The following is an 18,330-nucleotide window of genomic DNA, read 5'->3' as shown; positions in this document are numbered from 1 at the left end:
CTACCTTAGTTTGAGTTAGTAAATTTGCGGTGTATATCACCATTATTGCTGATATTTTATGCTAAATGATGTGGTTTCAAAGAGTTAACAAAGGAATGTTAGTAAAATTGTGATCTAAAAAAGGCGCCGTTAGTGGCGCCTTAGTTAAAATATGATCCAATACAGCGTACTGAGCAGCATAGCGATAATGACTAGGTAAAATAGTGATCTGAAGTAACTAGGTTTGGTCGCAAAGATAGCGATAAGTAGTAATACTGCCAAGGTCATATAACCAATAAACTCTAAGCTACCGTAGGCCCCCTGAGTTTTAAGAGCAAGTGCCAAGCTGCCGCCGAGGCAGAGCCAGCCGGCAATGGTTAATTGACTTGTTACGTTACCTTTTGGACGTGTACCAAATACTTCTTTATAGTGATTGGGTTTTGCTACTGCAAAACCCATAAACGCTAGCAGGCAAAGTAAAAACGTTAGCCATTCCATTAGGCGTTTACCTCATGCTTTGCTTGGCGACGTGGTGTCGCTGGCGCTGCTTTGGTACTGCCGAGCTTTTTGGCTTGAACCAAGAAACCGAACGCGATACCAATAGCCATCACATCAAAACCAAATAATACCCACTGACCATTAATGAAATAGCTCACAATGCTGCCATCAGTGGTTAGCATGTTTACGACAGGCAGTAAGCCCCACACGATAGCATTTACTTTCGCAGAGAGCAGCCACGCTAGCCTATCCGACTTAAATAGAGCAGCCAGAGTGAATACTCCCCACGTAACAAAGAACACCAGAACTTCTTTGTCTGCACGTCCCGCTAATTCCATTGGAAGCAATCGGTTTGCATAAAAGAACATCGCCGTTGCGGCTGGCAGACCCATAATGGTGCCTAAATTGAGCGACTCCACAAGCCTAAGGCCTACACCCGGCTTGTCATCACCTTTGAGCTTTTGGCGTAGTCTTTTTGCCCACATAACAGCACCCGTTGCAATCATGGCACAGCCTGCCAATCCTGCGACAAAGTACAGCCAACGCAAAAGCGGCTCTGCTAAACGGCCCGTGTGCAGTGCTATCATTCCGCCGTAGAGATTTTCAGCGCCAGACAGTGTCACATTGTGCGTTTTTAACAGCTCACCAGATGCCGCGCTATACATCCAGCTTGGTGGGTCATCCTGAACAGCACGTTGAGCATTGGCATAAAGCTTAATCGTTGCGCTTGCATCCCCTGGCGATGAGATCACAATGCGGCGAAGCGGTGCGTCACCAGAGTTAGTAAAATAATGATCTAACGCTGTATTTAATGCGAGCTCCTTCAATGGTTGTCCTGTTTCAGGGATCGCAGCAAGAAAGGGGTAGCGTTCGGCTCGGAGCGTTTTTGTATCTTCAAAGCGCTGCTCAGCAGGTTGTGGCAGCAACATAAAAATAAGCGTCACTAAGCCAGTATAAGTGATCATAATATGAAATGGTAATGCCACCACGGAAGAAAGATTGTGGGCGTCTAGCCAACTTCTCAGCCCTTTCCCGTTTCTAAATTGGAATAGATCTTTGAAAATGCGCTTATGGATCACCACGCCAGAAATAAGCGCAATTAGCATAAACAGAGTTGCAAAACAGACAATCCAACGCGCGGTGATAGCGTTCATGTAATGCAAGTCAAAATGTAGGCGGTAGAAAAAGTTACCCCCTTTAGTTTCCCTAAACTCAGGAAGTGCCTCCAGCGTTACTGGGTCGAGATACTCCGAGTGACGTTTTCCACGTCTCTCCCCTTCGGCTGGTTTTTCGGAGTACATCAATAGCAGGCTTGGGCGACGCTCCGTTGGCATTTCAATACGCCAAGACTCTGCGTTTGGCGCTATATCTCGAAACCGTTCGATACTCTTTTTGACGGTTTCATTTTGTTGAGTGCTATCGTAATGAGGTAGATGGTGCGTTGCAGGTTGTGCCCACAGACTGATCTCATGTCTGAAAAAACTCGCTGTACCGGCAAAAAAGATTAAAAACAGCAACCAACAAACGAGTAAACCAACCCAAGTGTGTAGCCAAGTCATACTGCGAAAAAATGACTCTCTCACAGGGAGCCTCCAAAATGCGTCAGTGCGCCGTAGAGAATACAAAGTAGTCCGATCATGCCAAGAAAGACTTTTCTAAAAGAGCGGCATCCAAACACCCAAATAAAAACGATGGCGTAAAAGACGATGCCGGTTGTTAATGCATATAAAAGCGCATCTAGGCGCGGGGTAGGTAAAGTTAAAGCCAACAAAGATGAAGCCAAAACGGTCACGTAATAGCCGCCGAAAATAGCGATGAAAAAGCGTGCTAGCACTTCAGCTCTGTACAAAATAGCCTTATTGTTTGTGTTATCCCGACTAGGCATAGCACCTCTTAAAAAGACAGAAAACGTAATAGAATATTATCCAATAATTTGCATCTAAATGATAGTGATTCGTACTTGTTTTAAATTGAGTGGAGGCGTTTTAACGACTAAGTGCTTTTGGTTCAATGGGGTTTTGAATGTGGCTATGTCATAATGACCATCGATGGCATTGGGTAAAATAAGTAAGGGAAGATGGATATTTTTGAACGTGTTAGGCTGTGCAAGCTTTGCGATAAAACGCTTCCCATGGGGGCAAAACCTATTATCCAAGGCAGTAGTAAGGCCAAAGTCTTAATTATAGGCCAAGCGCCGGGATTAAAAGCACATCAAACCTGCCAGCCGTTTAATGACCCAAGTGGAGATAGATTGCGAGACTGGCTCGATGTAAGTAGAATACAGTTTTATAACCCTGAACTATTTGCCATTATGCCAATGGCATTTTGTTACCCGGGTAAAGGGAAGTCTGGAGATTTACCGCCGCCTAAAATCTGTGCACCCACGTGGCATTCTCAGGTGTTAGCTACACTCAGCCAGATATCGTTAACACTACTTATCGGGCAATATGCGCAAAAATGCTACTTAACGCAATATTCATCAGTAACTGAGATGGTAAAAAATGCTGACTTTTCCAGTCAAAGTCATTTGCCATTACCTCATCCCAGCCCCCGTAATCAGATCTGGTTAAAAAGGCACGACTGGTTTGAAAAAGACAGAGTACCGCAGTTAAAGGCAAGGATTTCAGCTGCGCTATCATCTTGATAACACGCTAATTAAGTTTGCAATTAATGCTTTAGGATTAGGTTTGAAATCAAAGGCAATCTGATAGGTTTAAAACTAAGGAATAAAGGTCATATCAGCCAATATTTATCATCATTTAGTTGCGTAATTACGAGTATTACCTCATACTCCAGCTTGTTTACATAACAAACACTTTTTAACATTTTCAAAGGACTTGATAATGATATACAAAACTACCGGTTGGGCTGCTGTACTTCTTTCCCTCGTCGCATTTTATCCTAGTATGCAACCTGGTGCGTTTTCCGTTATAGGCTTCTATTTATGCCTGTTTTCCCTCATTATCGCAGCATTTGCGAGCCATATGGATAAACCGATTTATTTTCGCAGTGTGATCACACTGTCTCTTGTTAACATCTTATTAGTGAATGATGGTACTCGTGCAAGCCTTTGGTTTGGCCAAAGCGACTGGGTTTATATCGGCTCTATGTACGGTATCTTTTTAGTCGTGGTGAGTATTTGTGGCTTTTTAGTGAGCCGAGACTTATTGATATCAACCTTAGAAGGTAAGGTTGAGTAAAAAATAAGTGCACAAGCAGAGCCTGTGCACTAGGTCAGCGGTAAAATACGCTTAATTTTTTGCAGTTCCTTAACACCTGCTAGTGCGGTGTCAAGTGTTTACGGTTTGTCGAAATCAGCTTGTCTTACGGTGACCCCTAAATTGGTGAGTGCCTGTCCTTTATCGAGATCTCTGGCCGACCAAATACAATTCTTAATGTTTTTTAAAAATATTGCAGTGGCTGGTGGCTTTCTCGCACTCGCCGCGTCAGGTGCTGGTAAATTCAGCATTGATAGTAAGCTAGTAGAGAGTAAGTAATTACGAAATAAAAGCGCACAAGGTTGGGACCGTGCGCTTTTGGTTGTCCTGTTAAGCCTTTTTAAATTTAATTTGTGCGACAAAAAATAATGCTAGCGTTTGTGTAATTAGGACGGCCGCATGGAGATAAACTGGAAAACCCAAGGCGGCATCAATGGTCGAAAGCGCCAACTGGGAAATATGGAAAGTTGGCAACAGCCAAGCAAACCATTGCATTGCTTCAGGAAATAGCGTGATAGGTAGCCACAGGCCAGAAAGCAATGAGAGTGGTAGGTAAACTAAATTAACCACTGCAGGTGCCGCTTTTGCTGACACTGACAGCCCAACTAGCAGCCCTAACATACACAAAGGCAAGGTGCCGAGCAGGGCAATTGCAATCACGAGTAACCATTGAACTAAACTTAAAGACACGCCGGAAAATAATGCCAGCGAGCTCATTAGGCAGGCTACGAGCAATGAAAAAGCCGTCGCACTCACACATTTTGCGAGCAGATACTGATAGGGAGAAACGGGAGAGAGCTGCTTGAGTATCAGCCAACCATTTTGCTTTTCAAGGGCGACGTTAACGCCAAAGGAAAATAGCGCAGGTCCTATCATGCCAAATATCAGATAATTGATATACATATAGTTATGGGAGTCATGATGACTGAACACCACGCCGAAGAAAAGATAAAACAAGCAAGGAAATAGTGTGGCTGGGATCACAAAACCCTTACTTCTAAATGTGCTCAAGAGTTCAGTTTTGCTTTCAAGTATAAAGGATGCTGTGTTTATCATGGTTAAGCGCTCCTAGCATTCATTAAGGATAAATAAGCTTCTTCGAGGCTCATTGGGGCTACATACAAATTGCGGATAGAAAATTTCTCTAATAACTGCTGCAAAATATGGTTTGGCTCGTCCGTCAATATAGTGAACTGATCGCCTTTAACATTCAGATCTATCATGGGAAGTGCGTTAACCAGTGCTGCTGCAGACAGGTCGCTGGTGAACTTGATTTGTGAGCGACGATAGGTGTTGGTAAGCTCAGGTATGCCGTTAAGCTTGGTACATTTTCCTTCTTTTAAAACTAATAATTCATCTGCTAATGCTTCTGCCTCGTGAAGATAGTGTGTGGTAAGGAGTACCGTTTTATTTTGTTGTTTTAACGTGCGTATAGCCTGCCACAGTTGCTGCCTCGACTCTACATCCATACCAACACTTGGTTCATCCAAAAAAACAATGTCGGGATTGCCTGCTAGTGCAATTGCCATAAACAGTCGTTGCTTTTGCCCTCCAGATAACGTATCGAAAGTTTGTTCTAAAAATGGTGCTAATTGGCAGAGTGACATTAACCTCTCCAATGGAATTGGGGCTTGATGGTAACTTGCAAATAACGCCAGAAACTCCCTCACCTTGGTTTGCAGAGGTAGTCCGCCTAACTGCATCATGGCACCCACGCGCTGGCGACAAAAATCAGACTCAGGCTGATGGCCAAGAACTGAAACTCGTCCTGAAGTGGGTCTTAGTCTGCCAAGCATTATATTGATCAGGGTGGTTTTTCCTGCGCCATTTGGACCAAGAATGGAATATACCTTACCCTGTTCAAGCGTAAGGTTTAGGTCTGCTAATATTGGCTTAGTATTGTTGTATGCAAAACTGATATTTGATAACTCAATGGCGTTGCTCACCGTCTTCGCTCCTACTGAACTTTACGATTTGCAGTATGCGCTGCTATAAGATGAAGCGTGAGTGAGGGTTGTCAGGAAATAAAATGACAAATGTCAGAACTTAAAAAGAGAACTCACAGGCATTGCAACACCTGTGAGTATTCAAGCATTACAGCCCTGTCATTTTTGATAAATGCGTAGAGAGGGCAAGTTGGATCTTAGTGTCAGGGGCCTTTACAGTAAACAAAGCCTCTTCAAAGTCGCCTTTTGAAAAGCTATCGTGAATGTTATTCGACAGTGCATAGGGCTCACTTGGCATGCCAGTAAATGGAAAGATCATCCGATCCATGCCGCCATCACCATCTTCGTCATGGATCACGTGAATCGCATACTGGCCCGCAGGCACGCCTTCAAAAGTGACCGTAGTGGTAGGAATTTGCGGTGTGACAATCAGCTTGCGAAAAAAGTGAGCGTCAGGATCATTCACATTTTTATCGCTGTGGTAGTCAGCGCTGTTGTCAAATAACAGTACCAGCATTTGACCATCGGTATTGGTCACATCTGTGATCTCAACCGTAAGATTCGTTGGGGGACCTGCAACCGTATTTACGCTTACCGGACTTGTTGAACTACACGCCGCAAGTAGTGCCAGCGCAAACAATAAACTTAGGGACCTCATCCTTTGCTCCTATTAAGGGTTAAATTGTAGCTACACTAGCTTGTCAGATAATTGTGTAAATACTGTTAAAAATTGTTAGATACGGACAATGTTAAAGACTGTTCTGACCAGTGTGACCAAGCGCTGTAATAGATCGGAATAATCATTCGATGTAATCGAACGGAATAGCCAAATTTGACTAATTTTATTCTCACGTAGGTTTGGTAGGCTATTGGTAGGCTAACCATTAAATAATTGAGCTGAACTTATTATCCCAAGTTCAGGTTAAATCGAGAGCTATTATGAAAATTATCCGAATTAACAAAGCACAGGCAGCACAAGATGGTGCTGGCGTAAATATTAACCGCATTGCTGGGTTTGACGGCAAGAGTCTAGATCCTTATCTCATGATTGATGAATTGAAATCAGATAATCGCAGTGACTTTATGGCTGGCTTCCCACCGCACCCACACCGAGGTATTGAGACCTTTACCTATATTCGCAAAGGTGGATTTGAGCATAAAGATCAAATGGGTAATGTCAAAGCCATTCGCAGCGGTGATGTGCAGTGGATGAGTACCGGGCGTGGTGTGGTGCATTCAGAAATGCCGCTAGGTGACGCAGAAGGCATGCATGGCTTTCAAATTTAGTTAAATATGCCAGCAAAAGACAAAATGCGAGCGCCTAGATATCAAGATACAACTGAGCACCCTGCACCACAAAAAGCGATAGCAAAAGCTGGTCATTTCAAAGCTCTGGCTGGCACATGGCAAGTGGCGGGCGAAGTGCTTACATCGCCATTACAGTCTCTTGCAGGCGAGGGAGCACTTGCCGATGTGGCCTTAACTGCGGGAAGTCAATTACACCTTGAACTGGCTCAGTTTGGCAAGGTGATGATCTACATTCACTCGGGCAGATTTGAAAACTATGGGGAGCAAACGTTGCTTGAGCTTGACCCAAGTCAAAACCTCGCTCTCTTAGCGACGGATGATGTTGGCTTTTTGATCCTTGCAGGGCAGCCAATTAATGAAAAGATAGCGCATATGGGACCATTTGTGATGAATACCCAAGAGGAGCTTCATCAAGCGGTTAGAGATTATCAACAAGGACGCTTCGGCAATATTGTATAGGGGGTTTACATGGGATTATTAATCGATGGTCAATGGCACGATAAGTGGTATGACACAAAAAGTAGCCAAGGCAAGTTTGAGCGTGAGTCCGCAAAACTAAGAAATTGGGTAACAGAAGACGGCAGTGCGGGGCCAACGGGTAAAGCGGGTTTTAAAGCTGAGTCCGGACGCTACCATTTGTATGTTTCCCTTGCGTGTCCTTGGGCTCATAGAACGCTTATTTTCCGACAGCTCAAACAATTAGAGGTGCATATCGACGTCTCGATTGTTGACCCAGATATGTTAAGTCAGGGTTGGAGCTTTACAAGTCAGCGTCCAGAAGTCGGTGATAACTTGCATCAGCTAAGTTTTATGCATCAGCTGTATACTAAAAACGACCCAAGTTATTCGGGCCGAGTCACGGTGCCTGTCCTTTGGGATAAACAAACGGAGCAAATCGTTAGCAACGAATCGAGTGAAATCATTCGTATGTTTAATCGTGCGTTTAACCAGATAACGGGAAACGACACTGATTATTATCCAGAGGTGCTACAGCATGAAATCGACGAAATAAACGAATTTGTTTATCACAATATCAACAATGGCGTATATAAGGCCGGATTTGCGACAACCCAAGATGCTTATCACAATGCGGTAAGCGGGTTATTTAACGCGCTAGATAAGCTCGAAGCTAGACTCGCTGCGCAACGTTATCTTGTGAAAGGGCAAGTAACGGAAGCCGATTGGCGATTATTTACGACTCTCATCCGTTTCGACAGCGTGTATCATGGCCACTTCAAATGCAATATTAAGCAAATCGAAGATTACCCCAATATTTCTGCGTATGTGCGTGACTTATACCAACACCAAGGTATTGCAGATACGGTTGATTTTTACCACATTAAAAGGCACTACTACTTTAGCCATACGATGATCAATCCAACCCAAGTGGTGCCAGAAGGACCAAGCATTGATTATCACCGTTTTCATAACCGTAAAGGGATCACGGTGTAAATAACCTAACTTCTTATCCCGAGTTCAGGTTAAGTAATCTTTGTCTTTGTTTCTATTTGGACTAGATTTAATAATGCGTTTGCTTGTAGATGCCCTTTGTGCTTAAGTGCAAACGCATTTTGGGTCTTTATGCCTCACTGTCCAAGGAGAAAATGTGTCTTCTTCCAATATTGCTAAGGGCGCTATTGCACTACTGCTCGCCGTGATGGTGAGTGCCATCTTATATTTTGAAAATAGTATCCATCGCGACCTTAACGAGAGCTTTTACCAGCGGTTAGAGCAGGTTCACTCGGCGCAAAACAGTATTTATTTGGGAGAAATTGACGACAATCGTCGGTTTCTTTATTTTCTGCTAGACACCCCTCCAATTCAGGGTATAGCCAGAGCTGAAAAAAACGATGGTATTGACCCACAAGAAAATACTCAACTTGACGTTTGGCGTGCGCGACTGAGCACGATTTTTAGGTCAATGCTGTATTCTTATGAAGGCATTAATCAGATCCGCCTAATTGACGCTCATTCTGGTATGGAAATGGTAAGAGTCGAGCGGCAACTCGGTCAAGTGATCACGGTCCCTGATAGCAAATTACAAGACAAAAGCCAGCACGATTATTATGTTCAAGCGTTGCAGCTATCGGAACGAACTATTTACTCCACAGTGATTAACTTGAATCGAGAGCATGGGAAAGTTGTCACGCCTTTTCAACCGACCAAACGCTTTACGCTACCAACATACGACATTGAGAATGACTTGTTTGGAGTATTGGTGATTAATACCAATGCTGAGAAGATAGTAAACAGAATCGTCTCTCAAGCTCCTGATATACAAAAAGTCATGATCTTAGGCACTGATGATTCGTTTATCTATCACCCAGAATTTTCGCTGCGATATAGCAAAGATTTAAATCCCGAAATTAGCTTTCAAACATTGTATAGCGTTACGCCATGGTTCGATAAAGTTCAACTGCTGGAAGAAAAGCAAACGGGTGAACAGTTTTTAGCGTTAATTAGCAAGGTTGAAGGGGGCAACTTTAACGACCTAAACGTCAAACTGGTTAATCTCATTTCTTTTTCTGAATATCAGCAAAGTCTAAACGAAAAACGTTTAACGACCTATGTTTTACTGGCCGTTGCCTGTAGTGTATTTGCCTTAATTTTTTTTGCGTTTTGGCAATACACCAGCAGTTTACGCGTGCTCGATTCCACCCGAGCAGAGTTTAAAGCGATTTTGGATGGTGCATCTGACGGAGTACTCGGTTTTGATACTAATCTCAAACTAACTAGCTTCAATGCATCGGCAAAGCACTTTTTTAAGCAGTTAAATAGCAGTCGTTTAGGTAGCAACTCGCAATTTCTGCCAGAAGCCGTGCATCAGTTTTTATTTCACTACGCCAACTTGGTATTGAAAGGTGAAATGGTGGAGTCGAAATCACTGCAACTTGACCTTAATGCAAATGAAACTATCTGGCTTTCACTTAGCTTATCACCAATCTATGCAGGAAATGAACGTATACAGGGGGTGGCGTTATTTGTCGAAGACACTACTGCGAAGAAAGAAGCGGAAGCGCAGTTAGTCGGTGCAAATGAACGACTCGAACAAGAAGTAAAAGAGCGTACCAAAGAGCTGGTGCACGCACGTGATAAAGCCGCTAAGGCGTCAGAAGTGAAAAGTGCATTTATTTCTACTATCAGTCATGAAATGAGAACGCCGCTTAATGGTATTTTAGGTTCATTAAACTTAGTGAGGAAAGAGCCTGTTACTAAACAGCAGCACAAATATTTAGAGATGATGGAAACTAGCTCAAGCACGCTTTTATCGCTAATAAACGATGTGTTGGACCTATCTAAGATAGAAGCGGGTAAGCTAGACATTGATAATGAACCATTCAACCCGCTCTCTGTAATTGAACATGTTGCGCTTTCTATGTCGGCAAAAGCTAAGGAGCAGAAGATCGCTTATATTGTAGACCAAACTGGCTTAGAACATATTGAGCTGTGTGGGGATGCCGCGCGCGTTAAGCAAATAATTTATAACCTCCTCAGCAACGCGATTAAATTCACTAAAAAAGGTCACGTTAAATTGTCCGTCACCACAGAGCAGCTAGACGACACCGTATGGCTTAAAGTCATTGTTGAAGACACTGGGGTTGGAATTGAAAAAGCAAATCATAGCAAGCTATTCCAATCGTTTAGCCAAGAATCTGCTAGTACTTCAAACGAGTTTGGTGGCACGGGGCTTGGACTCTCAATTTGCAAGCAGTTAGTCGAAAAAATGCTCGGCCATATTCATTTTGAAAGTGAGAAGTTTAAAGGCAGTAAGTTCTGGTTTGAATTGCCGTTTTCTAGTGCTCAAACTAAGCCTATCAACGTGCCTGAAGTATTAGCAGGCAAAACGGTCTCCGTGTTAAGTAAAACCAAATTGGAGTCAGACACAATCGCTAAACTTATTGCCAAATGTGGTGGTGAGTACGTTGAGAAGGGGGCGGATAGTGATATATGCATCATCACTAATGAGCAAGATTACATTCAAGTGAAATCAGTTAAAAATCAATTTGAGAAACTTATTTTGGTGGGGGACAAGCTTCAGCATATTAACGATTCCGACAACATTGTGCATATATCCGATCCTCTTCGGATTGGAGAGTTTGTCGCGCTATTTGATTTAAATAAAGCAATTAGATTGCAACCTAGCTTGAAGAAGTCAGGTGATACCGTGGCGTTAAGTGGTAACTTGGTGACGGGTTGCCACTTTTTGGTTGTAGACGATAATCAAATCAACCGGATCGTGGCAAAAGGTATTTTAGAAGGGCAGGGGGCCAAAGTTAGCTTTGCAGTTGATGGCCAAGATGCAGTGAACAAATTACTGCTATTTGAACATCAAGAGGTCGATTTTGATGCTATCTTTATGGACTGCAATATGCCCGGCATGGATGGTTATCAGGCCACAAGAGCAATTCGTCAGGGTCAAGGTGGTGATAAGTACAAAGATGCAATCGTTATTGCGATGACTGCCAGCGCCCTTGCTGGTGAAAAAGAGCGTTGTCTAAATGCGGGAATGGATGAGTTTGTTACTAAACCTGTAGTAGTCGAGCAGCTATTTAAGGTGCTAGATGCGCTAGGTGTGCATGCTAAAGGCGACGACTCCGTCTTGATTCACCCCTTCGAAAGCGAGGAAGAAGAACAGGCTACTCAGCCAATAAACGAAGCTGACGTGCTCGAACGACTGTCTGGAGACAAAGAATTACTTAAAAAGTTGTACACCTTGTTCTTGAGTGACTCTGAAAATCAAATGCAGCAACTTAGATTGAGTATTAAAAATAGTAATTGTGACGCATCAGTAAGCTACAGTCATGCACTTAAAGGCCAAGCCGGTGATTTAGCCGCAGAAACGTTATTCGATTTGCTCGATAAAATAGAAGCCCATGCGCGTGAACATCAAGCTGAACAGTGTAAATCACATTTAGAACAGGCGCAAAGTGAATACGATAAAGTCGTAGTATTTGCGAAAAAACGCCTGAGTGAGCTAGAGTTTGCAGGTATCAGCAGTGACTAGGCCTTTGTGTAGTAGAGTTAATAATGGTGAGACTCAACATTATTAATTTCTAGGCCAGTCATAATCCATTTGAGTTGCGGTTTTTCTTGCAACAGATTGCCCAAAGCGCTTTTTCACCAGCTCTAAACTCATATCAATACCTGCTGAAATACCCGCTGAGCTAGTAAAATTTTGATCCATAATAAACCTTACGTCCTCAACGACTTCAAGAGAGGGATATTGCTCTCTCAAATCGTCGATATCCTGCCAGTGGGTGGTGACTCGCTTACCATCAATGAGACCTGCTTCGGCATATAAAAATACACCTGTACAAACAGATGCGCACTGAGAGGTATGATTCGCTGTTTCTGCAAGCCAATTAAGTACGTTGTGATCACTGCAAATTTGGTGATGAAGTCCGCCGACAACGATGAGCAAATCAAACTTTGGATGCGAGTAGATACTGTAATGGGGGTTTACGCTCATGCCGCCACGCGAGGTTACAGGAACATGACTTGGCGCGACAAGGCTGACATTAATCGGGGTCTCGATAAATCGCTTTGCGGTGTTGAATACCTCAAACGGGCCACAAAAATCTAAACACTCCGCACCGTCATAGATGAAAATACCAACTTCCATTATTTCTTCCCACAGATCAGTTTTTTACTAACTTGGCTGATTTTAGTTAAATTTTCAAGGTAAATTGTAACAACCCATGAAAAAACACTTTTAATCTTTGTCTGACTGCCTTCAAGCTATTATGAACTCGGGCTTTTCTGCTCCATCGCAGAGAACCTTGCTTTTCCCGCAAAGCGATTGCACTTTTAGAGACGATCCGTAATATCTTATCCACGATAACAACAAGCGATGAAACAATATGTTCAAACCTTCCATCACATTATTAAGTGCAGCCGTATGTTTAGCCCTTGCGGGTTGTGCGGGCACGGCAGACCAAAGCCAAGAACCAGTAAAATCACTGCAAAGTAAGCAATATGATAACGTGCTTTTGCAGGAGTTTTCAGGTCCTTATCAAGGCGTTCCTCATTTTGACAAAATGAAGCTTGAAGATTTAGAAGCTGCGCTTGAAATTGGTATGGCTGATAATTTGAAAGAAATTGAAGTAATAGCCAACAATCCAGCTAAGCCAACTTTTGAGAACACCATTGTTGCACTAGAAAGAGCGGGTGCCGCTTTGGATCGCGTTTTTACCTACTATGGTCTTTGGAGTGCAAACATTTCAAGCCCAGAGTTTAGAGAAATCCAATCGCGAGTTGTGCCTAAGTTTTCAGAGTTCAGCTCTAAAATCACCCAAAACCAAGCGCTTTTTGAACGCGTAAAAGCAGTATATGAAGGCGCTGAATATAAAAAGCTAACGGCAGAAGAGCAGCGTATCACTTGGATGCGTTATAACGGCTTTGCCCGCAATGGTGCGACGCTAAAAGGTGAAGACGCTAAGCGTTACGCAGACATTAATCTTGAGCTATCAAAGCTACATACTAAGTTTGCAAATAACGTCCTTGCAGATGAAGAAAACTACGTGGTTTACCTCACTAAAGCGCAGTTGTCAGGTTTGCCTGAGTCGTTTGTTGCATCGGCAGCGGCTGCTGCAAAAGCGCGCGGCAAGGCGGATATGTACGCGATTACAAACTCTCGCTCTTCAATGGATCCATTTTTAACCTACTCAACAGAGCGTGAGTTACGCGAGAAAGTATGGAACAACTACTATAACCGCGGCAACAACGGTGGTGAGTACGACAACAAAGCGATTATCTCTGACATCTTAACGCTTAGACATGAGCGCGTTAACTTACTGGGTTACGATAATTACGCGCAGTGGCGTCTTGAAGATCGCATGGCGAAAAAGCCTGAAAACGCGATGGCGCTGATGAAAAAAGTGTGGCCAGCAGCAATTGCACGCGTGAAAGAAGAAGTTGCTGACATGCAAGCGATCGCCGACAAAGAAGGCGCTGATATCACCATCAAGCCATGGGATTACCGTTTCTACGCCGAGAAGGTTCGCCAAGCTAAATATCAATTGGATTCAAACGAAGTTAAAGCCTATTTACAGCTAGACAATCTGCGTGAAGCAATGTTCTATGTTGCAGGCCGTTTGTTTAACTTTGAGTTCACCGAAGTGCCTAAGGGCTCGGTGCCTGTATTCCACCCTGACGTTCGTGTTTGGGAAGTAACTGACAAAACCACAGGTGATAATATCGGCCTTTGGTATTTAGACCCGTTCGCACGTAAAGGTAAACGCTCAGGTGCGTGGGCCTTATCATATCGTAGCCATACAACATTTGATGGCAAAACAAATGTGCTTAGCTCAAACAACTCAAACTTTGTGAAAGCACCAGAAGGTGAAGCGACCTTGATTTCTTGGTCAGATGCAGAAACCTATTTCCACGAGTTTGGTCACGCGCTGCATGCGCTTTCATCAAACGTGAAGTACCCAAGTTCAAACTCTGGCGTGCGCGACTACACCGAGTTCCAATCTCAGTTATTGGAGCGTTGGTTGGCAACGGACGAGGTGATCAATCGTTACTTAGTTCACTATAAAACAGGCAAACCTATGCCTAAAGCGCTAATCGAGAAAATCAAGAAGTCAGCAACCTTTAACCAAGGCTTCGCGACGACTGAATACCTTGGCTCGGCTATCATGGATATGCTTTTCCATACCACAGATCCTGACAAGATTGGCGACCCTGTTGCATTCGAAAAGTCTCAGTTAGGTGCGCTCGGCATGCCGGACGAGGTAGTGATGCGTCACCGCACTACTCACTTTGGTCACGTATTCTCAGGTGAAGGTTATTCAGCGGGTTACTACGGTTACCTGTGGGCTGAGGTATTAACTTCTGATGCAGCAGAAGCGTTTGCAGAAGCGCCAGGTGGCTTCTACGACAAAGACGTTGCACAGCGTTTAGTGGATTACCTATTCTCAGTTCGCAACTCAATGGATCCAGCACAAGCGTATCGCAAGTTTAGAGGTCGTGACGCTGAAGTTGAGGCGCTGATGCGTGATAGAGGCTTTCCTGTAGAGAAGTAAAAAGTTTACTCTGCTATTCGGATAATAAAAAACCCCTGAACTTGATGCCAAGGGGTTTTTTTATTAAGCTTCAGCTTTTGGATTTCGTGCCGTCACTAAATAGGGATTTAAGGCCGTCGGCAAATTGCTTTATTTGTGCTTTAATCGAGCGCTTTACACTAACTTCAATGCTACCCAAAATCATTCTGCCGTGAATATAAATTCGTGGACGCTGTTTCACCTGCCCTGCAGATGCAAGCGTATTTCTTGTGTTTTCTACTGAACCCATAATATTACGAATATCGGTGACGACATCGACCGTGTCTGGTACAAAAATTTCGTCACTGCCTAAAATGCAATCTATATAAATATGTACTTCAGGGTGACTAAAAATTGCGTTGCTAAAATCTAGTTCCAAGCTGCCAAGGTAGTTTTTTAGGTGGATCTCTTTAGGTACGACCCACTCGCCACTGCGATGGTTGGAACTAAGTATAGAGGTAATGCTTATTGCCTCAGCACCATCTAGGCTTGAGGTAAATTTTGGACCCAAACGAGCTGCTTTTTCGCTGTGATATCTTGCATCCGACTTGAGCGGTAAATCAGCACTAAGTGCTGCAATTTGTTCTTGTTCGTTCAGGTCGTATGCTTGATCTAATCGTCTCTCGAATGCATCAGCCGAAAGCTCACCGTGGCTGTAATTTAGAATTAACTGGTCAATCACCTCTTCCCTGACGGATTCGAGAGGTCTATCTTTTAATGGTACAGACATATGGTTGGTTCCGTTCTCTTGATTTGTGGTTAGAGTAGCAACAACCAAGCCAATATTAAATCACATATAAAACAAATGGTTAGTATTTTATAATATCGATTTGGTCTATTTATTTACTAATATTTAGTTGCAAAAAATAGTATTTGGTCAAAATTACCACTCTTATATGGCGGGTAACGCAGGTGTAGTTTGATATTGTCAGTCACTTTGCTATGGTAGTAGGTGTTCGCAAAACAACCAAAGGAGATTAGTTATGGCGAAGAAAAGCGATGTTAAAGCGCTTAAAAAAGAGCTGAAAGCGCGTAAAGCAAAGATTGAAAAGCATGAAGCGAAAATCAAAAAGCTGAAAAAAGCGATTAAAAAGGCTTAAAAGCCATTAGCCCTAACGTAAAGGGTATTAAGTAAGTGAGCGGTAAATATACCGCTCTTTTTGCGATTAAATCGAAAGGTGGCTATATAGCAACCAAGTTCCCACACAGATTAAGATCACTCCACCAAAGGTTTCAGCTCGACTACCAAGAAACTTTCCAGCCGAATGCCCAATCATCACACCAATTGTTACCATCATGGTGGTGGCAAGGCCGATGAGCGCAGCGGCGAGCCATATATTCACATCAACAAATGCGAGACTGACACCGACAGCCATTGCATCAATACTGGTGCCAAACGCTGTGATAATGGTTTTTAACCAAGGTTGTTTTGCGTGTTGTGTTGGCGCATCGTCATCACCCTTGAGACTCTCATAAATCATATGGGCGCCAAGTCCTAACAGTAAGAAAAAGGCAATCCAGTGATCCCAAGCCTCGACATAACCAGCTGCAGATTGTCCTATTAACCAACCAATCAGTGGTGTACTAGCTTCAATAACCCCAAAAATGAGGCCGATTTTTATGGCTTCGGTAAGCCGAGGTGATTTTAGGCTAGCGCCTTTACCGATTGCAGCGGCAAACGCATCGGTAGACATGGCATATGCTAACAGTAGCAGGGTGACGAAATTCATTTACATTGCTCCGGTCGGGCGATTTGAGTCCACGATACATCCACACGCCCGACCACAGGCATGGATATATCGATGGTCTCGCCAACCGAGAGGTGTCCGCACCATGGCATGTGGCCAATTATGTTGATACGAACTCTTCCGAGCATTGGAAGCAGGCTACTCCCCAACGAGTTGCGATAATATCAAGAATTGCAGTGGATGCAAAACCAAAATTGAGCAGCTTCTGACGGTGATAATTCTCGTTACCTTTATGACGGGGTCAAGAAGTCTATTTCGGTTGTGATAAGCTGCTCCTTAGCATCGCCGAGTATAAGTACCTCGCCATTAGGGTTCACAAGAAGGCTTTGGCCGATAAATTGAATTCCCGTGTCATTGCAGTGGTCCATTCCTAGGCGATTGGCTGACATAATATGGACTTTATACTTCTTGGCTTGTTTTATGATTGTATCAAGGCTGTCTTCGCCACAATAATTTGAAGGGTTCACAATGAGCTGTACGCCCTGCTCGGTGAGTTGCGTCAGCCCCTCTTCAAACCAGATGTCGTAGCATAATAAAATACCCACTTTAATACCCATTACTTCGTGCACTTTGAATGCATTACCTGATTGAAAAAAGCGCTTATCGGGCGGCGCTAAAAAAATCTTGCGATGTACGCCAACAATCCCTTCTGGGCCCACTATAGCAGCACTATTAAAGTGCTCACAGCCTGCCTTTTCAATGATGCCAGCAATAATAGTACCGTGTTGCTGTTGTGCGATAGATTGAAGCAGGCTGATAGTTGTGCTGTTGGATAACTCCTCTGCCATTTCCTCCATATGAGTGTGGCAAAGAAAGAGGCTACCTGAAGTACATAATTCGGGTAAGACGATGAGATCAAAGTCAGCCTGTGATAAAGTTTTTTCTATGGTTGTCCGGTTGCACTGAGGGTCGCCATAGTTGACTGCAAATTGATAAAACCCCACTTTCATCGTTCACCTACGTAATATTGGGCCAAGTAAACTGCCTAAAGGTCAGATTGAATCTAGCACCAATCTCTTTAGGTGCAGGAGGTACGGCATGTTGGAACTGCGTTTGAAAGCCATTTCCCATGATGAATAACGAACCGTCTTCTAGCTGCTGTTCAAATTTCTCATCGGGATTTTCTTGATGACGAACTTGAAACAAGCGCTCGGCACCTAAGCTCAGAGAAGCGATAACATTAGTTGGCCCAAATGCGGACAGATCACTGTGAAAGTCCATATACTCTTCACCATCTGGATAAAAAATACAGACACAGACGCTAAATTCGATACCTATTTGAGTCTGTAATCGCTGCTGTATCAATGCAATCAAATCAGGCCAAGCTTGGCGTCTACCATGATAGCTAGGAAACACCGCTGGATCTTCGAGCCTTGGCTCTACAAACATCATTTTCCAGGGTCTAATCTCTGTATTTTCACCGTTAGGCAAGGTGATGATTTCAGGCTGAGATAAATCACAGTGCTTGATTAACCACTGATACAGTGAATGGCTTTCTGCCTTGGTAAGAAACGCTGGAATATACTCTGCCTCGGCGTTATCGATAAGTGGAAGTTTCATGACTAATTCCTTGTTGTTGCTATTTTTC

Annotated in this window: 17 protein-coding genes, 1 pseudogene and 1 riboswitch; of the genes and pseudogenes, 6 read left to right on the top strand and 12 right to left on the bottom strand. The window is 43.5% G+C overall.

Annotated elements, in window-relative coordinates:
- Positions 1-144: 144 nt before the first annotated feature.
- From JJQ94_RS04860 to JJQ94_RS04850, 3 genes are read right to left on the bottom strand one after another with little or no spacing between them, the layout of a single operon-like run.
- A complete protein-coding gene (locus JJQ94_RS04860; RefSeq protein WP_045990636.1) occupies positions 145-477 on the bottom strand; it encodes a DUF3325 domain-containing protein in 333 nt (110 codons plus the stop codon).
- Positions 477-2,060 (bottom strand): PepSY-associated TM helix domain-containing protein, encoded by a 1,584-nt coding sequence (locus tag JJQ94_RS04855; protein ID WP_099029450.1) that lies wholly within the window; start codon positions 2,058-2,060, stop codon positions 477-479. The genes JJQ94_RS04860 and JJQ94_RS04855 overlap by 1 nt, the downstream gene beginning before the upstream one ends.
- Positions 2,057-2,362 (bottom strand): hypothetical protein, encoded by a 306-nt coding sequence (locus JJQ94_RS04850; RefSeq protein ID WP_010376045.1) that lies wholly within the window; start codon positions 2,360-2,362, stop codon positions 2,057-2,059. Before JJQ94_RS04850 ends, JJQ94_RS04855 begins: the two co-directional genes overlap by 4 nt.
- 192 nt (positions 2,363-2,554) lie before the next feature.
- Here JJQ94_RS04850 and JJQ94_RS04845 point away from each other — a divergent pair, with 192 nt between their 5' ends.
- Together JJQ94_RS04845 and JJQ94_RS04840 are read left to right on the top strand one after the other, a co-directional pair.
- Complete coding sequence (locus tag JJQ94_RS04845) at positions 2,555-3,121, top strand: uracil-DNA glycosylase family protein (RefSeq protein ID WP_099029449.1); 567 nt, start codon at positions 2,555-2,557, stop codon at positions 3,119-3,121.
- 199 nt (positions 3,122-3,320) lie between these two features.
- Positions 3,321-3,677 (top strand): hypothetical protein, encoded by a 357-nt coding sequence (locus tag JJQ94_RS04840; protein WP_010605604.1) that lies wholly within the window; start codon positions 3,321-3,323, stop codon positions 3,675-3,677.
- Between the two features lie 98 nt (positions 3,678-3,775).
- On the opposite strand, the gene JJQ94_RS04835 is transcribed toward JJQ94_RS04840, so the two are convergent.
- The 4 genes from JJQ94_RS04835 to JJQ94_RS04820 all read right to left on the bottom strand — a co-directional run bounded on the left by JJQ94_RS04835 (position 3,776) and on the right by JJQ94_RS04820 (position 6,299).
- Positions 3,776-3,946 (bottom strand): hypothetical protein, encoded by a 171-nt coding sequence (locus tag JJQ94_RS04835; RefSeq protein ID WP_172439903.1) that lies wholly within the window; start codon positions 3,944-3,946, stop codon positions 3,776-3,778.
- Positions 3,947-4,025: 79 nt separating this feature from the next.
- On the bottom strand, positions 4,026-4,751 hold the full coding sequence (locus JJQ94_RS04830) for an ABC transporter permease (protein WP_099029448.1): 726 nt from the start codon (positions 4,749-4,751) through the stop codon (positions 4,026-4,028).
- 2 nt (positions 4,752-4,753) lie between these two features.
- Positions 4,754-5,641 (bottom strand): ABC transporter ATP-binding protein, encoded by an 888-nt coding sequence (locus JJQ94_RS04825; protein WP_099029447.1) that lies wholly within the window; start codon positions 5,639-5,641, stop codon positions 4,754-4,756.
- A gap of 148 nt (positions 5,642-5,789) precedes the next feature.
- Positions 5,790-6,299, bottom strand: a complete 510-nt coding sequence (locus tag JJQ94_RS04820) for a DUF2141 domain-containing protein (protein WP_099029446.1) — start codon at positions 6,297-6,299, stop codon at positions 5,790-5,792.
- 281 nt (positions 6,300-6,580) lie between these two features.
- Between JJQ94_RS04820 and JJQ94_RS04815 the strand changes: the two are divergent.
- From JJQ94_RS04815 to JJQ94_RS04805, 3 genes and pseudogenes are all read left to right on the top strand, one after another.
- Positions 6,581-7,408 (top strand): annotated as a pseudogene (locus tag JJQ94_RS04815) (pirin family protein).
- A 9-nt stretch (positions 7,409-7,417) separates the two neighbouring features.
- Complete coding sequence (locus JJQ94_RS04810) at positions 7,418-8,401, top strand: glutathione S-transferase family protein (protein ID WP_099029445.1); 984 nt, start codon at positions 7,418-7,420, stop codon at positions 8,399-8,401.
- Between the two features lie 154 nt (positions 8,402-8,555).
- Positions 8,556-11,954 (top strand): ATP-binding protein, encoded by a 3,399-nt coding sequence (locus JJQ94_RS04805; protein ID WP_099029444.1) that lies wholly within the window; start codon positions 8,556-8,558, stop codon positions 11,952-11,954.
- A 42-nt stretch (positions 11,955-11,996) separates the two neighbouring features.
- Here the strand turns inward: JJQ94_RS04805 and JJQ94_RS04800 are convergent, their stop codons facing one another.
- Positions 11,997-12,572 carry a DJ-1/PfpI family protein gene (locus JJQ94_RS04800; protein WP_099029443.1) on the bottom strand — a complete coding sequence of 192 codons (576 nt, stop codon included), beginning with the start codon at positions 12,570-12,572 and terminating at the stop codon, positions 11,997-11,999.
- A 238-nt stretch (positions 12,573-12,810) separates the two neighbouring features.
- Here JJQ94_RS04800 and JJQ94_RS04795 point away from each other — a divergent pair, with 238 nt between their 5' ends.
- Positions 12,811-14,976, top strand: a complete 2,166-nt coding sequence (locus JJQ94_RS04795) for a M3 family metallopeptidase (protein ID WP_099029442.1) — start codon at positions 12,811-12,813, stop codon at positions 14,974-14,976.
- Positions 14,977-15,046: 70 nt separating this feature from the next.
- Here the strand turns inward: JJQ94_RS04795 and JJQ94_RS04790 are convergent, their stop codons facing one another.
- The 4 genes from JJQ94_RS04790 to JJQ94_RS04775 all read right to left on the bottom strand — a co-directional run bounded on the left by JJQ94_RS04790 (position 15,047) and on the right by JJQ94_RS04775 (position 18,302).
- The gene (locus JJQ94_RS04790; RefSeq protein ID WP_099029441.1) at positions 15,047-15,724 is read right to left on the bottom strand and encodes a LiaF domain-containing protein; all 678 of its coding nucleotides are present in this window, start codon (positions 15,722-15,724) and stop codon (positions 15,047-15,049) included.
- A gap of 436 nt (positions 15,725-16,160) precedes the next feature.
- Complete coding sequence (locus JJQ94_RS04785) at positions 16,161-16,724, bottom strand: manganese efflux pump MntP (protein ID WP_099029440.1); 564 nt, start codon at positions 16,722-16,724, stop codon at positions 16,161-16,163.
- A gap of 7 nt (positions 16,725-16,731) precedes the next feature.
- A riboswitch (yybP-ykoY riboswitch) is annotated at positions 16,732-16,901 on the bottom strand.
- A gap of 71 nt (positions 16,902-16,972) precedes the next feature.
- A complete protein-coding gene (locus JJQ94_RS04780) occupies positions 16,973-17,692 on the bottom strand; it encodes a nitrilase-related carbon-nitrogen hydrolase (protein ID WP_099029439.1) in 720 nt (239 codons plus the stop codon).
- A 7-nt stretch (positions 17,693-17,699) separates the two neighbouring features.
- A complete protein-coding gene (locus JJQ94_RS04775; protein ID WP_099029438.1) occupies positions 17,700-18,302 on the bottom strand; it encodes an alpha-ketoglutarate-dependent dioxygenase AlkB in 603 nt (200 codons plus the stop codon).
- Between the last annotated feature and the right edge of the window lie 28 nt (positions 18,303-18,330).

Origin of the sequence: Pseudoalteromonas sp. GCY, from assembly GCF_016695175.1 — a bacterium.
Taxonomy (GTDB): domain Bacteria; phylum Pseudomonadota; class Gammaproteobacteria; order Enterobacterales; family Alteromonadaceae; genus Pseudoalteromonas.
This window is presented reverse-complemented; position numbering and strand designations above follow the sequence as displayed.

Excerpts from the sequence above, each read along its gene's own strand:
- JJQ94_RS04790 (WP_099029441.1), bottom strand. The coding sequence starts at position 15,724 with ATGTCTGTACCATTAAAAGATAGACCTCTCGAATCCGTCAGGGAAGAG.
- JJQ94_RS04830 (WP_099029448.1), bottom strand. The coding sequence starts at position 4,751 with ATGATAAACACAGCATCCTTTATACTTGAAAGCAAAACTGAACTCTTG.
- JJQ94_RS04810 (WP_099029445.1), top strand. The coding sequence starts at position 7,418 with ATGGGATTATTAATCGATGGTCAATGGCACGATAAGTGGTATGACACA.
- JJQ94_RS04860 (WP_045990636.1), bottom strand. The coding sequence starts at position 477 with ATGGAATGGCTAACGTTTTTACTTTGCCTGCTAGCGTTTATGGGTTTT.
- JJQ94_RS04840 (WP_010605604.1), top strand. The coding sequence starts at position 3,321 with ATGATATACAAAACTACCGGTTGGGCTGCTGTACTTCTTTCCCTCGTC.
- JJQ94_RS04835 (WP_172439903.1), bottom strand. The coding sequence starts at position 3,946 with ATGCTGAATTTACCAGCACCTGACGCGGCGAGTGCGAGAAAGCCACCA.
- JJQ94_RS04845 (WP_099029449.1), top strand. The coding sequence starts at position 2,555 with ATGGATATTTTTGAACGTGTTAGGCTGTGCAAGCTTTGCGATAAAACG.
- JJQ94_RS04800 (WP_099029443.1), bottom strand. The coding sequence starts at position 12,572 with ATGGAAGTTGGTATTTTCATCTATGACGGTGCGGAGTGTTTAGATTTT.
- JJQ94_RS04785 (WP_099029440.1), bottom strand. The coding sequence starts at position 16,724 with ATGAATTTCGTCACCCTGCTACTGTTAGCATATGCCATGTCTACCGAT.
- JJQ94_RS04780 (WP_099029439.1), bottom strand. The coding sequence starts at position 17,692 with ATGAAAGTGGGGTTTTATCAATTTGCAGTCAACTATGGCGACCCTCAG.
- JJQ94_RS04775 (WP_099029438.1), bottom strand. The coding sequence starts at position 18,302 with ATGAAACTTCCACTTATCGATAACGCCGAGGCAGAGTATATTCCAGCG.
- JJQ94_RS04850 (WP_010376045.1), bottom strand. The coding sequence starts at position 2,362 with ATGCCTAGTCGGGATAACACAAACAATAAGGCTATTTTGTACAGAGCT.
- JJQ94_RS04795 (WP_099029442.1), top strand. The coding sequence starts at position 12,811 with ATGTTCAAACCTTCCATCACATTATTAAGTGCAGCCGTATGTTTAGCC.
- JJQ94_RS04820 (WP_099029446.1), bottom strand. The coding sequence starts at position 6,299 with ATGAGGTCCCTAAGTTTATTGTTTGCGCTGGCACTACTTGCGGCGTGT.